Source organism: Methyloversatilis sp. NSM2 (assembly GCF_038066675.1).
GTDB classification, from domain to species: Bacteria; Pseudomonadota; Gammaproteobacteria; order Burkholderiales; family Rhodocyclaceae; genus Methyloversatilis; species Methyloversatilis discipulorum_A.
Genome location: NZ_JBBUKV010000005.1, coordinates 312,526 through 332,585, shown reverse-complemented (window position 1 = coordinate 332,585; position 20,060 = coordinate 312,526). Strand labels below are relative to the sequence as shown.

The window sequence follows — 20,060 nt, the reverse complement described above, 5'->3', positions numbered from 1 at the left end:
CGCGCAGTGGAGAGTGTGCGTTGGGGTTGCGACGTCAGGCCGCGCTGGCGCTGTTGTCCTGCCAGAGGGGCGTGTGCTGCTGCAGTACTTCACGGAATACTTCGCCGAGCATCACGAGCACCGGCCCCTCGGGTGTTCCCGCTGTGCCCAGCAAGGCGCCGATTGGTTGTTCCGAAAGCCCCTGCAGCGTCGTGAAGGCCTCGCGCGATGCCGGGTGACTCGCATTCTCGATCAGTGCTACCGGAGTGCCCGGGTCGCGCCCGTAGCTCATCAGCTCCCGTGCAATCGCCATCGATTCGTGCGAGGCCATGTAAAGCGCCAGCGTCGGTGTGTCGGCATTGGCGCGCAGCGCCTGAGAGGGGTGTTCGCCCTCGCCGGCACGCGGCGTCAGCAGCGCAACACTGCGTGCGATGCCCCGACGCGTCAGCGATACGCGGAGCTGCGCGCTGGCGGCGCTGGCCGCTGTGATGCCCGGAACAACCTCGTACTCGATACCCGCCGCGGCCAGCGCATCCATCTCTTCCTGAGCGCGACCGAACAGCATCGGATCGCCGCCCTTGAGACGCACTACCCGGGCATGCGTGCGCGCGGCGTGGATGAGCTTCTGGTTGATGAAGCGCTGAGCGGTGGAATGCTTGCCGCAACGCTTGCCGACAGCGATGTGCTTGGCCTGAGGTGCGAGCGACAGCACGTCGTCGCCGATCAGCGCGTCGTGCAGCACGACCTCGGCCTCGGCGAGCAGCCGGACCGCGCGCACGGTCAGCAGGTCTACGGCGCCCGGACCGGCGCCGACCAGCCAGACCTTGCCGGGGGAGCGGTGTTCAGCCGGCCTTGACATGGAGACCGCACTCCTTGCTTTCCGGGTTCTCCCACCACCAGCGTCCGGCGCGAATGTCCTCGCCCGGCGAAATTGCGCGGGTACAGGGCTGGCAGCCGATGCTCGGGAAGAAGCGCTCGTGCAGTTCGTTGTATGGGACTTCGTGCGTATGGATGTAGACCCATACCTCGCGCTCGGTCCAGTCGGACAGCGGATTGAACTTCTCGATGCCGTGACCTTCGTCGAACTCGCGCGTCGGCAGTGCGCTCCGCGTCGCGGACTGCTGGGCCCGCATGCCGGTGATCCAGGCCTTCTTGCCGGCCAGCGCGCGCTTCAGCGGCTCGACCTTGCGCATCGCACAGCAGGCCTTGCGCAGGTCCACCGAGTCGTAGAAGGCGTTGATGCCGTGCTTGCGCACGTACTCTTCAACCGCTTCGTGACGCGGAAAGAAGGTGACCGGGCGCGCACCGTAGTGCTGTTCCGCCTTCGCCATCAGGTCGTAGGTTTCCGCGGGCAGACGGCCGGTATCCAGCGTGAAGATCTCGATCTCGAGCGCGTTGCGCTGGATCAGGTCGGTCAGCACCATGTCTTCCGCGCCCATGCTGCTGGCGAAGCCGATGGGCTGGAACTCGGCAGCGGCCTGTTTCAGCAGTTCGGTCGCCGCCGCGGTCTTCTGCGCCACCGTCGCGCGCATCGCGTCGGTGATGTTCGGATGGATCAGCGGGTTCTTCATGCGATCGCCTTCTGCCCGATGCGCCGACGGAACACCGGCGTGATGCCGTCGGTGGAGGTCTGGTAGGGCGTGGTGAAGTCGTTCAGCGCAGCGATGCAGCGCTCCGGCTTCTGGTCGGCGCGCAGCAGGTAGGCGTCGAAGCCGGTACGACGGAAGAAGAACATCTGGTCGCGCAGCACATCGCCCAGCGCGCGCAATTCGTTGCGGTAGCCGTAACGGGTGCGCAGGATGAAAGCGATCGAGAAGCCGCGGCCGTCGATGAACTTGGGGAAGTTCACGCCGATCAGCGGCAGCCGGTTCAGATCGCCGTCGAGGCTTTCTGCCAGTTCGGCCGGTTCCTCGTGGCTGTCCAGCCAGACCGCGATCTCACCGGCGGCAACGCGTGCCGCAAGCTCTTCACGACGGCGCAGCCACACGGTCAGCGGAATCATCACCTTGCCTGCCGGCACTTCACAGGCGGCGACCACGTCTTCGGGCGCGGCCGGCTCACCGGTCAGCTTGAACATGACCACCTTGCCGGCGGCCTTGCGCACCGGTTCGGTCGACTCCGGCAGTTTCACCCAGGTCCATTCGTTCTGTGCGAGCGCGTTGCCGCGGATCAGGTCAGCCATGAGCCACCTCGGCCTTCTTTGCAGTTTCGCCGTAGACACGCGCCTTGAACGGGGCGATGCCGAGGCGGCGTACGGTGTCGAGGAAGCGCTCTTCCGGCGTGCGCGCCTCGACATAGGTTTCGATGAGCTTCTTGACCACGCCCGGCACTTCGTCGGCCGCGAACGACGGGCCGATCACGTCGCCGAGCGACGTGGTGTTGCCCTGGGCGCCGCCGATCGACACTTGGTACCACTCGGAACCGGCCTTGTCGACGCCGAGAATGCCGATGTGGCCGACGTGGTGGTGACCACAGGAATTCATGCAGCCGGAAATGTTCAGCTCCAGGTCGCCGATGTCGTACAGGTAGTCCAGATCGTCGAACTCGGCCTGGATGGCCTGCGCGATCGGGATGGACTTCGCGTTCGCCAGCGAGCAGAAGTCGCCGCCCGGGCAGCAGATCATGTCGGTCAGCAGACCGATGTTGGGCGTCGCCAGTCCGTGCGCGCGCGCGCCTTGCCACAGGTCGTACAGGTCGGCCAGTGCGACGTCGGCCAGCACCAGGTTCTGTTCGTGCGTCACCCGCAGCTCGCCGAAGCTGTAGCGGTCGGCGAGATCGGCGACGGCTTCCATCTGCTCCGACGTGATGTCGCCCGGTGCGACGCCGTGCGGCTTCAGCGACAGCGTGACCGAGCGGTAGCCCGGACGCTTGTGCGCACGCACGCAGCGCGACACCCAGCGGGCGAAGGCGCGGTCTTCGGCGAGGTGCGCGTCGAAGGCGGCATCGCGCGCCGGGCGGGCGGGAGCGTCGGGGTCCGAGAAAGCGGCGCGGGCCAGATCGAGTTCGGCTTCGGTGACGGTCGCGATGCCGTCGCGCTCGAGCTGCCATTCCTCATTGACCTGACGCGCGAACTCCTCGGCGCCGATCGCCTTGACCAGGATCTTGATGCGCGCCTTGTAGGCGTTGTCGCGGCGTCCGTAGCGGTTGTAGACGCGCAGCACGGCGTCGAGATAGGTCGGCAGGTGCGGCCAGGGCAGGGCGTCGTGAATGACGCTGCCGAGGATAGGCGTGCGACCCATGCCGCCGCCGACGATGACGCGCACCAGCACGTCGCCCTTGTCGTCGCGGTAGAGCTGCAGGCCGACGTCGTGCGCATAGGTCACGGCGCGGTCTTCCAGCGTGCCGCTGACGGCGATCTTGAACTTGCGCGGCAGGAAGGCGAATTCCGGATGGAAGGTCGACCACTGGCGCAGCACTTCGCAGTACGGACGCGGATCGACGATCTCGTCCGGCGCCACGCCAGCGAAGGGGTCGGTCGTGATGTTGCGGATGCAGTTGCCCGAGGTCTGGATGGCGTGCATTTCGACCGTCGCCAGTTCGGCCAGGATGTCGGCGGTGTCTTCCAGCTTCGGCCAGTTCAGCTGCATGTTCTGGCGCGTCGTGAAGTGACCGTAGCCGCGGTCGTAGCGGCGGGCGATGTCGGCCAGCTTGCGCAGTTGCACGCTGGACAGCATGCCGTAGGGCACGGCGATGCGCAGCATCGGCGCGTGGCGCTGGATGTAGAGACCGTTCTGCAGACGCAGCGGGCGGAATTCGTCTTCCGACAGTTCGCCGGCCAGATTGCGTTGCAACTGGTCGCGATACTGGGCGACGCGCTCGATCACCAGCGCGCGGTCGTAATCGTCGTAGCGATACATAAGGGTGGTCCAGTCATGGGTGTCCGACCCATGCCGGACTACCCGTTGCCCTCTTTCAGCCTAGAAGGTTCAGGCTCAGTTTTCCGCCGATGCCGAACAGCATGCTGGCCAGCAGCGGACGCAGAAATCGTTCGGGCATGCGCGCCGCGATCTGGCTGCCGAGCGCGATGCCGGGCAGCGAACCGACCAGCAGCGCGCCGAGCAGCATCCAGTCGACATTGCCCAGCCACCAGTGGCCCATGCCGGCCACCAGAGTCAGCGGCACGGCGTGCGCAATGTCGCTGCCGACGATGCGCACCGCAGAAAGCCGCGGATAGAGAAACACCAGTGCCGCCGTGCCAAGTGCGCCGGCGCCGACCGAAGAGATCGTCACCAGCAGGCCCAGCACTGCGCCGGTGGTGATGGTCAGCGAACGCAGATGGCGTTCGCGGAATTCGCCTATGCCCGGCCGCTCGGCCAGAGCCTGCAGACGGGCTCGGAAAAGTAGCGCGCACGCAGTCAGAACAAGCGCCACGCCGAGCGTACCGCTGATCAGCGACTGGCTGCCATAGGCCGAGCCGGAATGCGTCGATAACCACCACAGCGTCAGCGCCGCCGCCGGCACACTGCCGGTACCCAGCGCGGCGACGATGCGCCAATCCACCGTTCCGTTGCGACCATGCACGACCGCGCCGCCGGCCTTGGTCATGGCTGCGTACAGCAGATCGGTGCCGACCGCCACCGCGGGGTGGATGCCGAACAGCAGCACCAGCAGCGGCGTCATCAGCGAGCCGCCGCCGACGCCGGTCAGACCGACGATGGCGCCGACGAAAAAGCCCGCGACCGAATAACCGAAATCCATGAATGCACTTTCTGCACTTTAAGGCGACCGAGGGTAGCGGCCTTCGAAGATAATTGGAAATGCTTTGAAGTAAGATTGAAATGACTTCCAGTGCTAATCGGGGTGGGGCATGAATTTGCAACAGCTGCGTTACGTCGCCGAAGTCGCCCAGCGCAATCTGAACGTGTCCGAGGCAGCGCGCGCGTTGCACACCTCGCAGTCCGGCGTGTCACGGCAGATCAGCCTGCTGGAGGAGGAACTTGGCGTCGATGTGTTCGTGCGCCAGGGCAAGCGACTGGTGGCGATCACCCGACCCGGCGAGGAGGTGGTCACGATCGCTCGCCGCATGCTGCGCGACGTTGGCGCGCTGCGTCAGGTCGGTGACGAGTATGCGAGCGGCGACCTCGGCCGGCTGTCGATCGCCACCACCCACACGCAGGCGCGCTACGTGTTGCCGCGCGTGCTGTCGGAGTTCCTGCGGGCTCACCCGGGGGTACAGATAGAACTTCACCAGGGCAATCCGACGCAGTGCTGTGAATTCGTGCTGTCCGGCGCCGCAGATCTGGCGATCGCGACCGAAGCGATCGACGACTACGAACAGCTGGTCGGCCTGCCCTGTTACCAGTGGAACCGTTGCCTGATCGCGCCACCCGGTCATCCGCTGCTCGACGTGAAACCGCTGACGCTGGAAGCGATCGCCGCCTGGCCGCTCATCACCTACGACTTTTCCTTCACCGGCGGATCGCGTGTGAACCAGACCTTCGCCGAGCGCGGGCTGACACCGCGCGTGGCGCTGAGCGCCATCGACGCCGACATCATCAAGACCTATGTGGCGCTGGGCCTCGGCGTCGGCATCGTTGCGCAGATGGCGTTCGATCCGGAGCAGGACCGTGGCTTGCGCGCGGTCGACTGCGCCCACCTCTTCGAATCGAGCACCACACGCATCGGTCTGCACCGCAACGCCTGGCTGCGCGGCTACACCTATGCCTTCATCGAGGCCTTCGCCGCCTCGCTCACCCGTGATGTGGTCGACAAGGCGCTTGGGCGCGGGTGAGCGCCTTTCATCGGCCGGTAACCTCGCCGGGCGACAGTGTCGGAATTGTTTCCACTCAGAATCCGACCATGAGCGTGGCGCCCCTGCATCCCCTGAAACTTGACCCGACCCGCCGGCTGGCCGAACTGGCCGGTGTCGCCTATCTCGCCAGCGTGCCGCTGCGTGCAAAGGACAGCCGTCAGGTGCTCTATCTGACCGAAGCGGCTCAGCCCGAGCACGTCTACAAGTTCATCGGCCCGCTGCCGGATGGCGGTGCACTGCAGCACGGCGCGCTCTACGTCGCACGACTGGGCGAAGCCGGCCACGGGCGCTGGTTGCCACTGGTGCCGGCGCGCCAGGGCTTTCTGCTGTGGGACGCACAGCTGAACGTGGCCGACGTGCTGGCGCGCCCCGCCGATGCTGCCCGTCGGGCGGGCGCCAGCCGCATCGACGCGCTGTTCTGCGTGCAGGCGCGCGCAGACGGTGGTCAGCTCCTTCTGTGCGATCGCGCCGGGGCGGCGCTGGTCTGGCGCGAGGCGCTGGGCGATGCGGCCAGTCTCAGCTTTGCCTGGCAGGGGGCCGCGCTGTGCGGCGACACGACCGCCGTGCTGCTTTCGCCGGACCGCACTCGCCACGATACGCAGCCTGTCGCCGGCTGACAGGCCTGCGCACGGCTCCCCGTGACGCGGTCGCGGGCGGTGGCTGCGGGCTGCGGCCTATACTCCGGCGTCTGTTCACATTGACAGCCGCCCATGACTCGCTTCCGCTCTTCCCTCGTTGCAGCGCTGTGTGCAGTCGGCATCCTTGGCGCCGGACCGCTGCAGGCGGCCGACGGAGCCAGCCGCTACTACGAGGACGCCCTGGTCCGCTTCGAACGCAAGGACGACGCCGGCGCCATCATCCAGCTCAAGAACGCACTGAAGGCCGACCCCGGCTTCCTCGCCGCGCACATGCTCATGGGACGTGCCGCGCTGCGCAAGGGCGACTACGCGGCGGCCGAGGTCGCGCTGAACGAGGCGCGTCAGCGTGGCGTGTCGCGTGCCGAGTACATCGTTCCGCTGGCAAACCTGCTGGTGTCGACCGGCCGCCAGAAGGAAGTGATCGACACGCTGTCGCCGGACGATCTGCCGCCCGGCATCCGTTACGAAGTGATCGTGCTGCGCGCCAAGGCGCATCTGGAACTGGGTCAGTATCCGCAGGCCTTGTCGACAGTGCGCGAGGCGCGTGCGCTGAATCCGGCATCCGCATCGGCGGTCGTGATGGAGTCGCGCATCGCGCTTCAGGCCGGTCGCCCGGCCGAGGCGGCCACGCTCGCCGAACAGGCGACCACGCTGGCCCCAAATGACTCCGACGCCTGGGGCATGCGTGCCGCCGTTGCCTACGCGACCGCACAACTGCCGGTGGCGCTGTCGCACTACGACCGCGCGCTGCAGCTGGCCCCCGACAACAGCGAGGCCTTGCTCGGTCGCAGCTCGGTGCTGATGGATCTCGGGCGCATGCCGGAGGCCAAGCAGTCCTTGCTGACCTTGTCCAAAGTCGACGTGAACGAACCGCGCTCGGCCTATCTGCGCGCGGTGATCGCCGAATCGGAAGGCGACCGTGCGGCGGCGCGCAAGCTGCTCGGCGAGGTGGTTGGTCTGATTGATCCTTTGCCGCGTTCCGTGCTGACCAGCCGCTCCCATCTGGCGCTGATCGCCGGCCTGTCGCATCTCAGCCTCGGTGGGGCGGTCAAGGCCAAGGAGTATTTCGAGCTGCACATCCGCTTCTTCCCGTCGCAGATGGCGGCACGCAAGCCCCTGGCGTCGCTGCAGATCGCGATGGGTGAAGCAGCCGCGGCCGTGTCGACGCTCGAACCGCTGATGCGTACGGCAAGCGGTGCGCGTGATCCCGAGGCATTGACGCTGATGGCCAGCGCCTACAGCCGCCTCAAGCGCCACCAGCAGGCGACCGAACTGCTGGAGCAGGCGGCAAAGCTCGGCGCATCGTCGCAGACCCAGACCTCGCTCGGATTGAGCCTGATCGACGCGAAGCAGACAGCGCTCGGCATCGAGCAACTGCGCAACGTACTGAAACAGGATCCTGGTCAGGCGCGCGCCAGCACGGCGCTGGCGCTCGTTGCGCTGCGCGACAGCCAGCCGCGCAAGGCGGTCGAACTGATGGAAGCGGTGGTCAAGCGCGAGCCTGACAATCTGGCGGCGCTGAACCTGCTCGGGGTGTCGCGTGCGGCGGCCGGCGACTTCGCCGGCGCACGCAAGGCCTACGACAAGGCGCTTGCCGCCGACCGCAATTTCGACAGCGTCAAGCTGAACCTGGCCAAGCTCGAAGTCGCCGAAGGCAAGCCAGATCAGGCACGCGCGCGCCTTGATGCGTTGATCAAGGAAAAGCCTAACAGCGCCTCGGCGCTTTACGAGAAGGCCATGCTCGACGCCGCGACCGGGCGCACTGCGGACGCACTGCGCGGCCTCGAAACCCTGCACGACAAGCACCGCAACCATGTCGAAGGTCATGTCGCACTGATCGAGCTCTATCTGCAGACCGGTGCGTCGGACAAGGCGCTGGAGGCAGCCAAGGGGGTCAGCCAGGGACAGCCGGGCTATCTGGCCATCCAGGCGGCGCTGGCCCGTGTGCAGCTGGCGCGCGGCGACGCGGCCGGCGCGCGTGCCACGCTGACCTCGATGACCCGGGTTGCCGATTTCGACCCGTCGGCCCAGTACCGCATCGCCCAGCTGCAGCGCATGGCCGGCAATCCGGGCGGGGCCACGTACAGCCTGGAGAAGGCCCTGCAGGGCGATCCTGGGTATCTGCCGGCGCGCATCATGCAGGGAGAGCAGATGCTGGCCGAGGGGCAGCTCGACAAGGCGGAGGCGCGTGCGCAGGAACTGCTCAAGTCACCGACCGCGCCCGCCGAGGTGTACCGGCTGGCAGGCGATGTCGCGATGGCGCGCGGCCAGTGGCAGAACGCGATCACCCACTACCGGAACGGCCTCGGCAAGGGCGGCAGTGTCGAACTGGCTGGCGGACTGTACGAAGCGCATCGTCGCGCCGGCAACACCGCCCAGGGGAGGGCGGCGGTGGAGGCGCTGGTGAAGGAGCGTCCGCGCGATCTCGCATTCAAGCTGCTGCTGTCGCAGGCGCAGACCGACGCCGGGATGCTGCGCGAGGCAAAGGCCACGCTCGAAGCCGTGCTGAAAACGGGCGGGGAATCGGCGCCGGTGCTCAACAACCTCGCCAATCTGCAGTGGCAGACCAAGGACGCGGCAGCGCAAGCTACGGCCGAACGCGCGTTCAAACTGGCGCCGGCAGACCCGCTGGTGCTCGATACGCTGGGCTGGATACTGGCGCAGAAGGGGCAGACCGACGCCGCCCTCAAGCATTTGCGCGAGGCGCGGTTGCGCAGTCCGCAGAACCCGGAAATCCGCTATCACCTCGCCTGGGTGCTGGCGAAGACGGGCCGGAAGGCAGAGGCCCTGCAGGAGCTGGACGCCGCGCTGCAGCCGGGACGAACCTTCCCGGATGCCGACCAGGCCAAGGCGCTTCGCAGCGAACTCGGTGGACGATGAAACATCTTGTCGAAATTATTTACAGCACACATTTTCACAGTCTTCATGTTGTTGTTTTTAAAAGACTAATTGCTTCTGGCCCCAAAATTGCTAAGAAGGTGTCAAGACAGAGATGTCCCCTTCTGACCAAGGAAAGACAATGAACAAGAAACTGATCAATGCAATCGGCGCCGTGATGATCGCGGGTTTTGCCGGTGCGGCCTCGGCGGCGCAGTACAGCTGGTCGTTCACCTCGACCGCTACCTCGCACGTCGGCGCCAGTGGTTTCGGCTCCAACATCTCCGAGTACTCGTCGATGACCTACACCAACGGCGCAAGCCAGTCGGTGAACATCCAGGGCTTCGCCAACACCGCGTCGGGTTCGACCATCGAGCGCGCCTACCTGACCTACCAGGGAAGCAGCGGTCTGGGCATGACGAGCCGTGATTCGACATGGAACGACGAGGTGAACAGCTCCGGTTACGCGACCAACCCGGACCACGCCATGGACAACGAAGGCGCGATGGAAGGCATGCTGTTCTCCTTCGGTTCGGAAATGAACCTCAACCTGGTCGACATCGGCTGGTTCAGCGGCGATTCGGACATCACGGTGTATGCATATACCGGTGCCTCCGTGGCCGATATCAACACCACGGTGATGGGCAAGACCTTCTCGACGCTGACCGGCTGGACCAAGATCGGCGATTTCACCGGCAACAGCGACCCGCGCAGCACGACCAACGGCACCTATTCGCGTTACTGGCTGGTGACGCCGGGTTCGTCGTCGGACTACAAGGACTACATAAAGCTGGCCGGCGTGACCGCAACGACCAAGCCGACCACGCCGCCGCCGGCCGTTCCGGAACCGGCTTCACTGGCGCTGATCGGCACCGCACTGGCAGGCATGATCGCCGTGCGCCGCCGCAAGGCAGCCTGAGCGGATCTCCCCGCATCTGAAAACCGCGCTTCGGCGCGGTTTTTTTTGCCCTCGCTCAGAGCGTGGTGCCGTCCTCTTCCTGCGCCTGCAGGGCCCACATCTGAGCGTAGGCGCCATCCAGCGCCAGCAGTTCGCTGTGACTGCCGCGCTCGATGATGCGGCCGGCGTCCATCACCAGAATCTGGTCGGCGTCCATGATGGTCGATAGCCGGTGCGCAATGATGAGTGTCGTGTGGCCGCGTGCCACCTGTTCGAGCTGGCCCTGGATCGCCTGCTCGGTTTTCGAATCGAGCGCCGACGTGGCTTCGTCGAAAATGAGTATCGGCGGATTCTTCAGCAGCGCGCGGGCGATGGCGACACGCTGCTTTTCGCCGCCCGACAGCTTCAGCCCGCGCTCACCCACCTTGGTCGCGTAGCCGTCCGGCAGCTTCTGCACGAAGTCGTGCAGTTGCGCGGCACGGCTGGCGGCCTCGACCTCGGCGGCGGACGCCGTGACCCGGCCGTACTGGATGTTGTAGTGGATGCTGTCGTTGAACAGCACCGTATCCTGCGGAACGATGCCGATCGCTCCGCGCAGGCTGTCCTGGGTGAGCTGGCGGATGTCGGTGCCGTTGATCGTGATGCGACCGCTGCCTTCGGCCACGTCGTAGAAGCGGTAGAGCAGTCGGGCCAGCGTCGATTTGCCGGAGCCCGAGTGGCCCACGACGGCAACGCGATGGCCGGCCGGTATCGTGAAATCGACGTCGTGCAGGATCTGCCGCGCCGGCTCGTAGCTGAAATTCACCTGCTGGAAGCGTACCTCGCATGGACCGTCGGCCAGCGTCAGTGCGTCCGGTGCGTCAGCGACTTCGCGGTGCGTTTCCATCAGCGCGAACATGCGCTCGATGTCGGTCAGCGACTGGCGGATCTCCCGGTACAGCACGCCGAGGAAGTTCAGCGGAATGTAGAGCTGGATCATGAAGGCATTGACCAGCACGATGTCGCCGAGCGTCATGCGGCCCTCGGCGACGCCGACCGTGGCGCGCCACATCATCAGCGTGACGCCGATGGCGATGATGAAGGCCTGGCCCATGTTGAGCCAGGACAGCGACACCTGGCTGCGCTCCTGCGCCCGCTGCCAGCGAATGAGCTGTTCGTCGTAGCGGCGCGCCTCGAATTCCTCGTTGTTGAAATACTTCACCGTCTCGTAATTGAGCAGGCTGTCGATCGCCCGCGTATTGGCGGCCGAATCCAGTTCGTTCGCCTCGCGCCGTATCGTCGTGCGCCAGTTGGTCACGGTGACGGTGAAGGTGATGTAGAGCGCCAGCGTGACGAAGGTGATCAGCGCGAAGCTCGCTTCGTACTTCACCGCGAGGATGCTCAGCACCAGCCCGATCTCGACCAGCGTCGGCAGGATGGAGTACAGCGTGTAGCTGATCAGCGAGCCGATCGCGCGCGTGCCGCGCTCGATGTCGCGCGTCAGGCCGCCGGTCTGGCGCTCGAGGTGAAAGCGCAGCGACAGCGCGTGCAGATGGCGGAACACCTGCAGCGAAATGCGCCGCACCGCCTGCTGGGTGACGCGCGAGAACACGATTTCGCGCAGCTCGGTCAGCATCGAGGTGGAGAAGCGCAGCGCGCCGTAGGCGGCCAGCAGGCCCAGCGGCACCAGCAGCGGTGCCGCCTCGAGCGCCGCACGGCTGCTCGCGGCGGCCGGCGCCAGCGCGTCGATGATCTGCTTGAACACCAGTGGCACCGCGACGTTCGAGCCCTTGGCCAGCACCAGACAGGCAAGCGCGATCAGCACGCGCCATTTGTAGGCCCAGAGGTAAGGCAGCAGGTTGCGGATGGTTTCGGAATCGCGGCGGCGGGCGCCCGGCACGGTCGCGGCGGGCAGGGGGGCGGTGGCGGATCGTCTCATGCGCGGATTCTACGGGCTGCCGGGCCGGGTGCCAGCGCTATCGCTGCCGGCGCGGGCCCGGGGCGTGCCTTCCGTGCAGGGGCGGGACCTCTGACTGCGGCCACGGCGCGTGAACGACAGGCCTTACCGGGCCACGGGCCGCCTTGCGCGTGGGAGACCGTTCCCATAAGGGGCTCGCTGCCGTGCGGATCGCGGGGATGCGCAGACATCACTCGGAAGCGTCGAACAGCGTGTGCCGCCAGCCGTCAGATCAGCACAGTCAGCCATGCGGCGCCGACCGATAGCAGTACGCCGGGCACGACCTGCAGGGCGAAGCCGCGATCGCCGGTGGTGACCGCGACGATGAGCTTGCTGCACGCATTGGTGGTGAACGCGGCCAGGATGGGCAGCACGGCCTGCTCGGCCGCGATGCGTCCCGACGCCTGCAATGCGGCCACCGCCGCCGAGGCCGAGTGCGCGTCGGCGAAGCCGGCCAGCGCGGCTGCGATGCCTGCGCCGCCGGTGCCATAGCGGTCGGTCAGGAAGGCGGTCAGCAGTAACAGTGCGCCCATCGTGGCGGCGAACAGCAGCGCCAGTCGCGGGTTGAAGGGACGGCCGGGTGGCGGCGTATCGCCGTCGTGCGTGCGCACGCTGCGCAGTGCGATCAGCAGGCCGTAGGCCGCGGCGGCGACGCCGGCCGCCAGCAGCGGCGCAGCCATCGCACGCAGCACGGCCGGACTGGTCGCCGCCAGCAGCAGCGCGAGATAGACCACGGTCGCCAGCGACGACAGCACGGCGCCCGACACCGCGCCGGCGCGCAGCGCCGGGTTGCGCCGCGCCTCCGCACCCATGGCGGCAATGGTGGCGGTACTCGACACGAAGCCCGAAGCGAAGCCGGCGAAGCTGAGGCCGAGTGCCGGTCCGGCGGCGCGCAGTGCGATGTGGCCGCAGGCGTTGATCGCCATCATCAGCACCGCCAGTTTCCACAGCGTGCGCGGGTTGATGGCTCCCAGCGGATCGACCGCGCGGTCCGGCACCAGCGGCAGGATGACCAGCGCGGCAGCGGCCAGCAGCAGGCCGTCATGCACCTCCTGTTCCGACAGCACGCGCACGACGAAGCGGTGCAGCTGGCTGCGCGCGGCCAGCGCGATGGCGACCAGCACCCCGATGCCGGTCGCCAGTCGCGCGTCGTGCATGGCCAGCGCACCGAGCATGAAGGTGAGCACCAGCGCGATTTCGGTGGTGAGGCCCGGGTCGTCGTCACGCGAGCGGCGATAGGACACGATGGCCAGCGCACCGACCACGGCGGCCAGCACGGCCAGTGTTGCGCCGCCGCCGAGCAGCATGGCAAGCGCGCCAAGCAGCGAGGCCAGTGTGAAGGTACGCAGCCCGGCGGCCGCACGCGCAGGGCCCTCGCCCTTGCGACGTTCGCGTTCGATGCCGATCAGCAGGCCGATGCCCAGTGCGGCGGCAAGCCCGGTCAGGCGCGGATCGATGTCGGCAGGCATGGCGGAGGATGGAATGTGCTCATACCATTACCTTACCCGACGGCGCGCCGGACTCCGGCCGCCCAATGAAGCGGAGACCCTGCCCATGCACACCACCTTGATCACCGTAGATGGCCTCGAAAGCGAGGACTGCGTCCATGAAATCACCAACGTGATCCACGAGCTGCCGGGCATCAACATGGTCGAGGTCGCGCTGGCGACCGGCACCGTCAGCGTCGAACACAGCCCGCTGGTCAGCGAGGCCGACATCCGGCAGGTGCTGGAGGACGAGGGCTATGCGCTGAAGTAGCGCGCTGGACGGCCTTTTCGCCGTCGTTTCATGCCTTCCGCGTAATTGCCGCGCCTCGTGCGCTGCCCGAAGATCGCCAATGATCGGGTGCATTGATCGCATCCGCATGCTTCATTCCGGTGCGCGGACGGGCCTCTAAATCCATGCTTTGAAAAGGGTTTTTACACCCTCGTGCGGGGTGCATGCGGCCGCAAGGCGGCGTGTGCATCCATTGATCGCATATTGATCGCACTCATCCGGGCGCCGGTGGCACGGCGCATGCGAAGGGAAGGGCGAGCGCCTGAAGGACAAGCATGTTCCGGGCGCCGCTTTCCTGATCGCATACCACCACCGGAGATTGCCATGCCCAAAGTCACCCGCCCCGCCAACGAGAAGGGCGAATTCCTCGTCGATTACGAAGAGAAGGTGTTCGAGGACGTGAAGGCCGAGCCCGGCGAAAAGGCCCTGGTCACCTTTCACACAGTCGCTTTCGAAGGCTCGATCGGCTTCGTCAATCTGCTGCAGGCCACGCGTCTGAAGCGCAAGGGTTTCGATACCTCGGTGCTGCTGTACGGCCCGGGCGTCACGCTGGGCGTGAAGCGCGGCTTTCCGACGCTGGGCGACGAAGCCTTCCCCGGCCACCAGAACTTCAACAAGCAGATCGAGAAGTTCATCGAGGAAGGCGGCAAGGTCTATGCGTGCCGTTTCGCGCTGCAGGCGCTGTATGGCCACGGCGAGGGCTCGCTGATCGAAGGCATCCGTCCGATCAATCCGCTCGACGTGCTGGATCTGATCCTGCTGCATCGCAAGGACAACGCCTTCATCCTCGATACCTGGACGCTCTGATCATGGGTGCCCGCTCCTTCTTCGGCGCGCGGCATGCCTGCGGCGTGCTGCCGCTCGCGCCGGGTCGCGCCGGGTCGCCGGCGCTCGCTCCGGCGGGCGCGGCTTGGCCCTGGGGATGCGCGGCAGGTGGACCGGCGGCAGCGATGTCGACCCCGGGTGCAGCGTCCCCGGCGCCGGGCCGCTGGCCGTGGGGTGGCGCAACGTCCTCGACCCGCGCCTGCGTGACCGCTGGCGCCGGGGGCCGGTCATGAGCGCCTCCCGCGTCGTCCGCGCCGCGGCGATCCAGATCGCGCCCGATCTCGAATCCGCCGACGGCACGCTGGCGCGCGTGCTGGCGGCGATCGACGAGGCAGCGGATCGCGGCGCTCAGCTGGCCGTGTTTCCCGAAACCTTCGTGCCCTACTACCCCTACTTCTCTTTCGTGCAGCCGGCGGTGCGCATGGGCGCCGACCACCTGAAGCTTTACGAACGGGCGGTGACGGTGCCGGGCCCGGTCACGCAGGCGGTGGCCGAGCGCGCGAAGGCGCGTCGCATCGTCGTGGTGCTGGGCGTGAACGAGCGCGACCACGGCAGCCTGTACAACACGCAGCTGGTGTTCGACGCCGACGGCCGCCTCGCGCTGAAGCGTCGCAAGATCACGCCGACCTATCACGAGCGCATGGTGTGGGGGCAGGGCGACGCCGCCGGGCTGAAGGTGGTCGATACGGCCATCGGCCGGCTCGGCGCGCTCGCCTGCTGGGAGCACTACAACCCGCTGGCGCGCTACGCGCTGATGACCCAGCACGAAGAAATCCACTGCGCCCAGTTTCCGGGATCGATGGTCGGCCAGATCTTCGCCGACCAGATGGAAGTGACCATCCGCCACCACGCGCTCGAATCCGGCTGCTTCGTCATCAATTCCACTGGCTGGCTCAGCGACGAACAGATCCAGTCCATCACGCCCGACCCAGGCCTGCAGCGCGCGCTGCGCGGTGGCTGCCACACCGCCATCGTGTCGCCCGAAGGCGTGCATCTAGCGCCGCCGCTGACCGAGGGCGAAGGCATGGTGGTGGCCGATCTCGACATGGCGCTGGTGACCAAGCGCAAACGCATGATGGATTCGGTCGGCCACTACGCGCGGCCGGAACTGCTGAGCCTCGCCATCAACGACCGGCCGGCCACGACGACGGTCGCCCTGCACGACACCTCACTCCGGAGCACTGCCGATGAGCACGATCACGACACCCGACGCCTCCAGCCGGCAACTGATGACGGAGCTGCAGTCGTACGGCTTGCGGCTGGCTGATCCGAAGGCCGGCGCGCCGAGTCGCCGCGGCGGCGCCGGGCCGTCCGACCACAAGGCGGTCACGGTGGATGGCGTCACCATCATGGTGCCGGTGCATACCGGCAGCGCCTTCGAGTCGCCCTTCACCGCCGACGCACCGGACGCCGACGGCCGCGTGCAGATACGCCGCGGCCACATTCCGATCGCGCTGGCCAGCTTTCCGAAGCAGCCGCGCTTCTACGCGCTGCAGACCTTGGACGGCATTCCGTATTCGCACATCGCGACGCTGCATGGCGCCGACGTGCTGGCGACCACGGTGCTGCAGACCTGCATCCGTTACGAAAGCCGGCGCAAGGCCTGCAAATTCTGTTCGATCGGCCAGTCGCTGGCGGCCGGCCGCACCATCGCGCACAAGACACCGCAACAGCTGGCCGAAGTGGCACGCGCCGCGGTACTGCTCGACGGCATCAAGCACATGGTCATGACCACCGGCACGCCGGCCACGCCCGACCGCGGCGCGCAGGTGCTGTGCGATTCGGCGTTCGCGGTGCGCGCCGCGGTGGACCTGCCGATACAGGGCCAGTGCGAACCGCCGGACGACGACCGCTGGTTTGCGCGGATGAAGGCGGCCGGCATCGACACGCTGGGCATGCACCTCGAAGTGGTGACGCCGGCGCTGCGCGAACAGATCATGCCGGGCAAGGCCACCGTACCGCTCGCCCGCTACATGGAGGCGTTCGCCGCGGCGGTCGAGGTGTTCGGCCGCGGCCAGGTGAGCAGCTACATCCTGGCCGGCCTCGGCGATACGAAGGAAGCCATTCTCGACATGAGCGCGCAACTGGTCGCGCTCGGCGTCTATCCCTTCGTCGTGCCCTTCGTGCCGATCAGCGGCACGCCGCTGGAAGACCATCCAGCGCCGTCGCCCGAATTCATGCGCTCGATACTGGCGCCGCTCGGCGAAATGGTGTCGGCAGCCGGCCTGCGTTCGGCCGACATCAAGGCCGGTTGCGGCAAGTGCGGCGCCTGCTCATCGCTGTCCTCGTTCGAACGCGCGGAGGCTGCCCATGCTGTCGGCTGACGCGAAGGATCTGTGCGAACTCGCACCGCGCTTCGCGCCCTGCGAGTTCCGCATCAAGTGGGCGCACGGCGACTGGGAACACGACCAGGCGATGCGGCTGCGCCGCGCCGTGTTCTGCGTCGAACAGGGCGTGTTCCCGGGCGACGACCGCGATGCCATCGACGATCACGCGCAGATCATCGTCGCGCTCGCCTGCGTTGGCGGCATGCCGGACCAGGTGGTCGGCACCGTGCGCATCCACGAGGACCGCGCGAGCGACCCCGGCCTGTGGTGGGGTTCGCGCCTTGCCGTGCATCCGGCCTTCCGCAGCCAGGGCCGGCTCGGCGCCACGCTGATCCGCCTCGCGGTGACCAGTGCGCATGCACGCGGCTGCCACACCTTCCTCGCGCACGTGCAGGCGCAGAACCTGCCGCTGTTCCGCCGCCTGCACTGGACGCCGCTGCAGGCGGAAACGTTGCACGGCCGGCCGCACTGGCTGATGCAGGCGCAGCTCGATCACTACCCGCCGTGCTACGACGTCTACACCGGCTTCGTCGCGCGCAGCGCCGGAGCGCCGGCATGACGCAGCCGGCCATGTCGCTCGCCGAACTGACCGACGCGCTGCGCGGCAGCCCGGGCTTCGCGCACAAGCGCGACATTTCGGACGTGATGACGGTGCTCGGTCGCGCGTTACCCGGCGGCGTCGCCGATATGGCGCAAGCGGTAGCGGTCGGTGACGACTGCGCCGCCATTCCCGATCCGTCAGGCGAAGGCTGGCTGCTGTTCGCGATCGAAGGTCTGGTCGAGGAGTTCGTCGCCCGCATGCCGTGGTTCGCCGGCTATTGCGGCCTCATGGTCAATGTGAGCGACATCTGCGCGATGGGCGGCCGGCCGATCGCGGTGGTCGATGCGCTGTGGAGCGACGGTGCCGACAGTTCCGAGCCGGTGCTCGACGGCCTTGCCGCGGCGTCGGCGCGCTACGGCGTGCCCATCGTCGGCGGCCACAGCAACCACCGCGCGGCGCGCGGCCAGCTGGCGGTCGCGGTGCTGGGCCGCGCGCGCAAGCTCATCACCAGCTTCGACGCGCAGCCGGACGACGATCTCATTCTCGCGGTCGACCTGCGCGGCGCCTTCGAGGAGCCGTATCCGTACTGGAATGCGTCCACCCGCGCGCCGGCCGAGCGGCTGCGCGGCGACATCGAAATCCTGCCGCGCCTGGCCGAAGACGGCCTGTGTGACGCCGGCAAGGACGTGAGCATGGCCGGCGCCATCGGCAGCGCGCTGATGCTGCTCGAATGCTCGGGTGTGGGCGCGCAGATCGACCTCGACACCGTGCCGCGCCCGGAGGGCGTGCCGCTGCTGCGCTGGCTGTTGTCCTTCCCCAGCTTCGGCTATGTGCTGTCGGTGCGCCCGCAGCAGCGGCTGCGCGTGCTCGAACGCTTCGCCGCGCGCGGCATCGCGGCAGCGCGCATCGGCCGCGTCACCGCCTCGCCCGAGGTATGGCTGACCCAGCGCGGCGAGCGGGCGCTGCTGTGGAACGTGAAGGATCAGCCCTTCATCCGCGCACCGCGGGAGACCATCGATGTCTGAGTCGCTGCGCATCGGTCTGCTGACGCACTCGGTCAATCCGCGCGGCGGCGTCGTGCATACGGTGGAACTGGCGCAGGCACTCCATGCGCAGGGGCACGACGTGACCGTGTTCGCGCCGGCCGTCGACGGGCAGCGTCTGTTCCGCAGCATCGACTGCCGCTTCGAGCGGGTGCCGGTCGGGTCGGCCTCGGGGGACGTCGTCGACATGGCGCGCTCGCGCATTGCCGCCTTCGTCGCTCACCTCGCGCTGCGCCTCGAACGGAGCCGGTTCGACGTGCTGCACGCGCAGGACGGCCTCGGCGCCAACGCGCTCGCGACGCTGCAGCAGCGCGGTCTGATCGCCGGCTTCGTGCGCACCGTGCATCACCTCGACCCCTTCGCCGATCCGCAGCTCGCAGCCTGGCAGACGCGCGGCGTGCTGGCTGCGCGCGGCGTGCTGTGCGTGAGCCGGCTGTGGCAGCAGCGTCTGCAGGACGAACTGGGCGTGCAGGCGCACTGCGTGAACAACGGCGTCGATCTGACGCGCTATTCGCGCAGACCGGATGCGCATGACAGAGCGCTGGCGCAGCGCCTCGGCTTGCGCGGCGGTCCGGTGTTCGTTGCCGTTGGTGGCGTCGAGGCGCGCAAGAACACGCGTCGCGTGCTGCAGGCTTTCGCGCTGCTCAGGCCGGCGTTGCCGCAGGCGCAGCTGCTGATCACCGGTGGCGCCAGCCTGCTCGACCACGCCGACTACGTGCACGCCTTCCGCGACGACCTGCGCGACAGCGGCCTGCGCGAGGGGGTAGGCGGCGACGTCGTCATCACCGGCGTGCTCGACGACGCCGACATGCCGTCGCTGTTCCGTCTCGCCGACGTGCTGGTGATGGCGTCGACGCGCGAAGGCTTCGGCCTGGTGGTGCTGGAGGCGCTGGCCAGCGGCACGCCGGTGGTCGCCTCGCGCCTCGCTCCCTTCACCGAATACCTCGACGACGACACCGCGAGCTGGGCCGACCCGCTCGATACCGCCTCTATCGCTCGGGCGATGCAGCAGGCGCTCGATCCGGCCCGCGCCGCGCTGCTGCGCACACCGCCGGCGGTGTGCCACCGCTACAGCTGGGCGGCCAGCGCCGCCCGCCACGCCGACCTGTACCGCGCGCTGTGCATCGCACCGGCGCGCCAACCCGAAACCGTCTGAGGACCTTACATGCCCGCCATGCACTTCACCGTCCGCTGGCCGGACGCAACCGAAACCCGCTGCTACTCGCCGTCGCTCGTGATCAAGGACTATTTCGCGCCGGGCGCCCGCTATCCGCTGCCCGACTTCATGGCTTCGGCGCGCGAAGCGCTGCATATCGCCTCCGAGCGGGTGCGCGCGAAGTACGGCTTCGCCTGTTCGGCCGCGATGGACCAGCTGGCCGATCTCGAACAGCTTGCCGCCCGCTGGGGCGACGACCCGCACACCCACATCGAACTGGTCAGTTTCGATGAATGACCGTCGCAAGGAGAA

At 67.6% G+C, this 20,060-nt stretch carries 19 protein-coding genes; 12 read left to right on the top strand and 7 right to left on the bottom strand.

Annotated features, from left to right (window positions below; translation table 11 throughout):
• Positions 1-34 precede the first annotated feature (34 nt).
• The 5 genes from cobA to WJU27_RS12310 are packed head-to-tail and all read right to left on the bottom strand — an operon-like array spanning position 35 to position 4,677.
• Entirely contained in the window at positions 35-838 is an 804-nt protein-coding gene (gene cobA / locus WJU27_RS12330; RefSeq protein ID WP_341422309.1) for a uroporphyrinogen-III C-methyltransferase, read from the bottom strand.
• Positions 822-1,550, bottom strand: coding sequence for a phosphoadenylyl-sulfate reductase (locus WJU27_RS12325; protein WP_341422308.1), 729 nt, complete (start codon positions 1,548-1,550; stop codon positions 822-824). The genes cobA and WJU27_RS12325 overlap by 17 nt, the downstream gene beginning before the upstream one ends.
• Positions 1,547-2,161 (bottom strand): DUF934 domain-containing protein, encoded by a 615-nt coding sequence (locus WJU27_RS12320; RefSeq protein WP_020163439.1) that lies wholly within the window; start codon positions 2,159-2,161, stop codon positions 1,547-1,549. Before WJU27_RS12320 ends, WJU27_RS12325 begins: the two co-directional genes overlap by 4 nt.
• Positions 2,154-3,836: a nitrite/sulfite reductase gene (locus tag WJU27_RS12315; RefSeq protein WP_020163440.1), complete on the bottom strand. Its 1,683-nt coding sequence runs from the start codon at positions 3,834-3,836 to the stop codon at positions 2,154-2,156. Before WJU27_RS12315 ends, WJU27_RS12320 begins: the two co-directional genes overlap by 8 nt.
• Before the next feature lie 55 nt (positions 3,837-3,891).
• Positions 3,892-4,677 (bottom strand): sulfite exporter TauE/SafE family protein, encoded by a 786-nt coding sequence (locus tag WJU27_RS12310; protein WP_341422307.1) that lies wholly within the window; start codon positions 4,675-4,677, stop codon positions 3,892-3,894.
• A 109-nt stretch (positions 4,678-4,786) separates the two neighbouring features.
• Between WJU27_RS12310 and WJU27_RS12305 the strand changes: the two genes are divergently transcribed.
• From WJU27_RS12305 to xdp1, 4 genes are all read left to right on the top strand, one after another.
• Positions 4,787-5,710 carry a CysB family HTH-type transcriptional regulator gene (locus WJU27_RS12305; protein ID WP_020163442.1) on the top strand — a complete coding sequence of 308 codons (924 nt, stop codon included), beginning with the start codon at positions 4,787-4,789 and terminating at the stop codon, positions 5,708-5,710.
• A 68-nt stretch (positions 5,711-5,778) separates the two neighbouring features.
• Positions 5,779-6,348 (top strand): alkaline phosphatase PhoX, encoded by a 570-nt coding sequence (locus WJU27_RS12300; RefSeq protein ID WP_341422306.1) that lies wholly within the window; start codon positions 5,779-5,781, stop codon positions 6,346-6,348.
• Positions 6,349-6,441: 93 nt separating this feature from the next.
• Entirely contained in the window at positions 6,442-9,249 is a 2,808-nt protein-coding gene (gene prsT, locus WJU27_RS12295; protein ID WP_020163444.1) for an XrtA/PEP-CTERM system TPR-repeat protein PrsT, read from the top strand.
• A 139-nt stretch (positions 9,250-9,388) separates the two neighbouring features.
• Positions 9,389-10,165 carry an exosortase-dependent surface protein XDP1 gene (gene xdp1 / locus WJU27_RS12290; RefSeq protein WP_020163445.1) on the top strand — a complete coding sequence of 259 codons (777 nt, stop codon included), beginning with the start codon at positions 9,389-9,391 and terminating at the stop codon, positions 10,163-10,165.
• A 55-nt stretch (positions 10,166-10,220) separates the two neighbouring features.
• Here the strand turns inward: xdp1 and WJU27_RS12285 are convergent, their stop codons facing one another.
• Both WJU27_RS12285 and WJU27_RS12280 read right to left on the bottom strand, forming a co-directional pair.
• Positions 10,221-12,062, bottom strand: a complete 1,842-nt coding sequence (locus WJU27_RS12285; protein ID WP_341422305.1) for an ABCB family ABC transporter ATP-binding protein/permease — start codon at positions 12,060-12,062, stop codon at positions 10,221-10,223.
• A gap of 245 nt (positions 12,063-12,307) precedes the next feature.
• Positions 12,308-13,549 (bottom strand): MgtC/SapB family protein, encoded by a 1,242-nt coding sequence (locus tag WJU27_RS12280; RefSeq protein WP_341422304.1) that lies wholly within the window; start codon positions 13,547-13,549, stop codon positions 12,308-12,310.
• Between the two features lie 85 nt (positions 13,550-13,634).
• Here WJU27_RS12280 and WJU27_RS12275 point away from each other — a divergent pair, with 85 nt between their 5' ends.
• The 8 genes from WJU27_RS12275 (at position 13,635) to WJU27_RS12240 (ending at position 20,045) form a co-directional block, all read left to right on the top strand.
• A complete protein-coding gene (locus tag WJU27_RS12275; RefSeq protein ID WP_019919599.1) occupies positions 13,635-13,838 on the top strand; it encodes a heavy-metal-associated domain-containing protein in 204 nt (67 codons plus the stop codon).
• Between the two features lie 342 nt (positions 13,839-14,180).
• Positions 14,181-14,663 (top strand): MSMEG_0572/Sll0783 family nitrogen starvation response protein, encoded by a 483-nt coding sequence (locus WJU27_RS12270; protein ID WP_019919598.1) that lies wholly within the window; start codon positions 14,181-14,183, stop codon positions 14,661-14,663.
• A 247-nt stretch (positions 14,664-14,910) separates the two neighbouring features.
• The gene (locus WJU27_RS12265; protein WP_341422303.1) at positions 14,911-15,948 is read left to right on the top strand and encodes a Nit6803 family nitrilase; all 1,038 of its coding nucleotides are present in this window, start codon (positions 14,911-14,913) and stop codon (positions 15,946-15,948) included.
• A complete protein-coding gene (locus WJU27_RS12260; protein WP_341422302.1) occupies positions 15,869-17,005 on the top strand; it encodes an MSMEG_0568 family radical SAM protein in 1,137 nt (378 codons plus the stop codon). Before WJU27_RS12265 ends, WJU27_RS12260 begins: the two co-directional genes overlap by 80 nt.
• Entirely contained in the window at positions 16,992-17,567 is a 576-nt protein-coding gene (locus tag WJU27_RS12255) for an MSMEG_0567/Sll0786 family nitrogen starvation N-acetyltransferase (protein WP_020163450.1), read from the top strand. Before WJU27_RS12260 ends, WJU27_RS12255 begins: the two co-directional genes overlap by 14 nt.
• Positions 17,564-18,574, top strand: a complete 1,011-nt coding sequence (locus WJU27_RS12250; protein WP_341422301.1) for a sll0787 family AIR synthase-like protein — start codon at positions 17,564-17,566, stop codon at positions 18,572-18,574. Before WJU27_RS12255 ends, WJU27_RS12250 begins: the two co-directional genes overlap by 4 nt.
• Positions 18,567-19,748, top strand: coding sequence for an MSMEG_0565 family glycosyltransferase (locus WJU27_RS12245; protein ID WP_341422300.1), 1,182 nt, complete (start codon positions 18,567-18,569; stop codon positions 19,746-19,748). The genes WJU27_RS12250 and WJU27_RS12245 overlap by 8 nt, the downstream gene beginning before the upstream one ends.
• Before the next feature lie 9 nt (positions 19,749-19,757).
• Positions 19,758-20,045, top strand: coding sequence for an MSMEG_0570 family nitrogen starvation response protein (locus tag WJU27_RS12240; protein ID WP_020163453.1), 288 nt, complete (start codon positions 19,758-19,760; stop codon positions 20,043-20,045).
• Positions 20,046-20,060: the final 15 nt, after the last annotated feature.

Coding starts and splice junctions, on each gene's coding strand:
- cobA (WP_341422309.1), bottom strand. CDS start 838: ATGTCAAGGCCGGCTGAACACCGCTCCCCCGGCAAGGTCTGGCTGGTC.
- WJU27_RS12325 (WP_341422308.1), bottom strand. CDS start 1,550: ATGAAGAACCCGCTGATCCATCCGAACATCACCGACGCGATGCGCGCG.
- WJU27_RS12320 (WP_020163439.1), bottom strand. CDS start 2,161: ATGGCTGACCTGATCCGCGGCAACGCGCTCGCACAGAACGAATGGACC.
- WJU27_RS12315 (WP_020163440.1), bottom strand. CDS start 3,836: ATGTATCGCTACGACGATTACGACCGCGCGCTGGTGATCGAGCGCGTC.
- WJU27_RS12310 (WP_341422307.1), bottom strand. CDS start 4,677: ATGGATTTCGGTTATTCGGTCGCGGGCTTTTTCGTCGGCGCCATCGTC.
- WJU27_RS12305 (WP_020163442.1), top strand. CDS start 4,787: ATGAATTTGCAACAGCTGCGTTACGTCGCCGAAGTCGCCCAGCGCAAT.
- WJU27_RS12300 (WP_341422306.1), top strand. CDS start 5,779: ATGAGCGTGGCGCCCCTGCATCCCCTGAAACTTGACCCGACCCGCCGG.
- prsT (WP_020163444.1), top strand. CDS start 6,442: ATGACTCGCTTCCGCTCTTCCCTCGTTGCAGCGCTGTGTGCAGTCGGC.
- xdp1 (WP_020163445.1), top strand. CDS start 9,389: ATGAACAAGAAACTGATCAATGCAATCGGCGCCGTGATGATCGCGGGT.
- WJU27_RS12285 (WP_341422305.1), bottom strand. CDS start 12,062: ATGAGACGATCCGCCACCGCCCCCCTGCCCGCCGCGACCGTGCCGGGC.
- WJU27_RS12280 (WP_341422304.1), bottom strand. CDS start 13,549: ATGCCTGCCGACATCGATCCGCGCCTGACCGGGCTTGCCGCCGCACTG.
- WJU27_RS12275 (WP_019919599.1), top strand. CDS start 13,635: ATGCACACCACCTTGATCACCGTAGATGGCCTCGAAAGCGAGGACTGC.
- WJU27_RS12270 (WP_019919598.1), top strand. CDS start 14,181: ATGCCCAAAGTCACCCGCCCCGCCAACGAGAAGGGCGAATTCCTCGTC.
- WJU27_RS12265 (WP_341422303.1), top strand. CDS start 14,911: ATGAGCGCCTCCCGCGTCGTCCGCGCCGCGGCGATCCAGATCGCGCCC.
- WJU27_RS12260 (WP_341422302.1), top strand. CDS start 15,869: ATGAGCACGATCACGACACCCGACGCCTCCAGCCGGCAACTGATGACG.
- WJU27_RS12255 (WP_020163450.1), top strand. CDS start 16,992: ATGCTGTCGGCTGACGCGAAGGATCTGTGCGAACTCGCACCGCGCTTC.
- WJU27_RS12250 (WP_341422301.1), top strand. CDS start 17,564: ATGACGCAGCCGGCCATGTCGCTCGCCGAACTGACCGACGCGCTGCGC.
- WJU27_RS12245 (WP_341422300.1), top strand. CDS start 18,567: ATGTCTGAGTCGCTGCGCATCGGTCTGCTGACGCACTCGGTCAATCCG.
- WJU27_RS12240 (WP_020163453.1), top strand. CDS start 19,758: ATGCCCGCCATGCACTTCACCGTCCGCTGGCCGGACGCAACCGAAACC.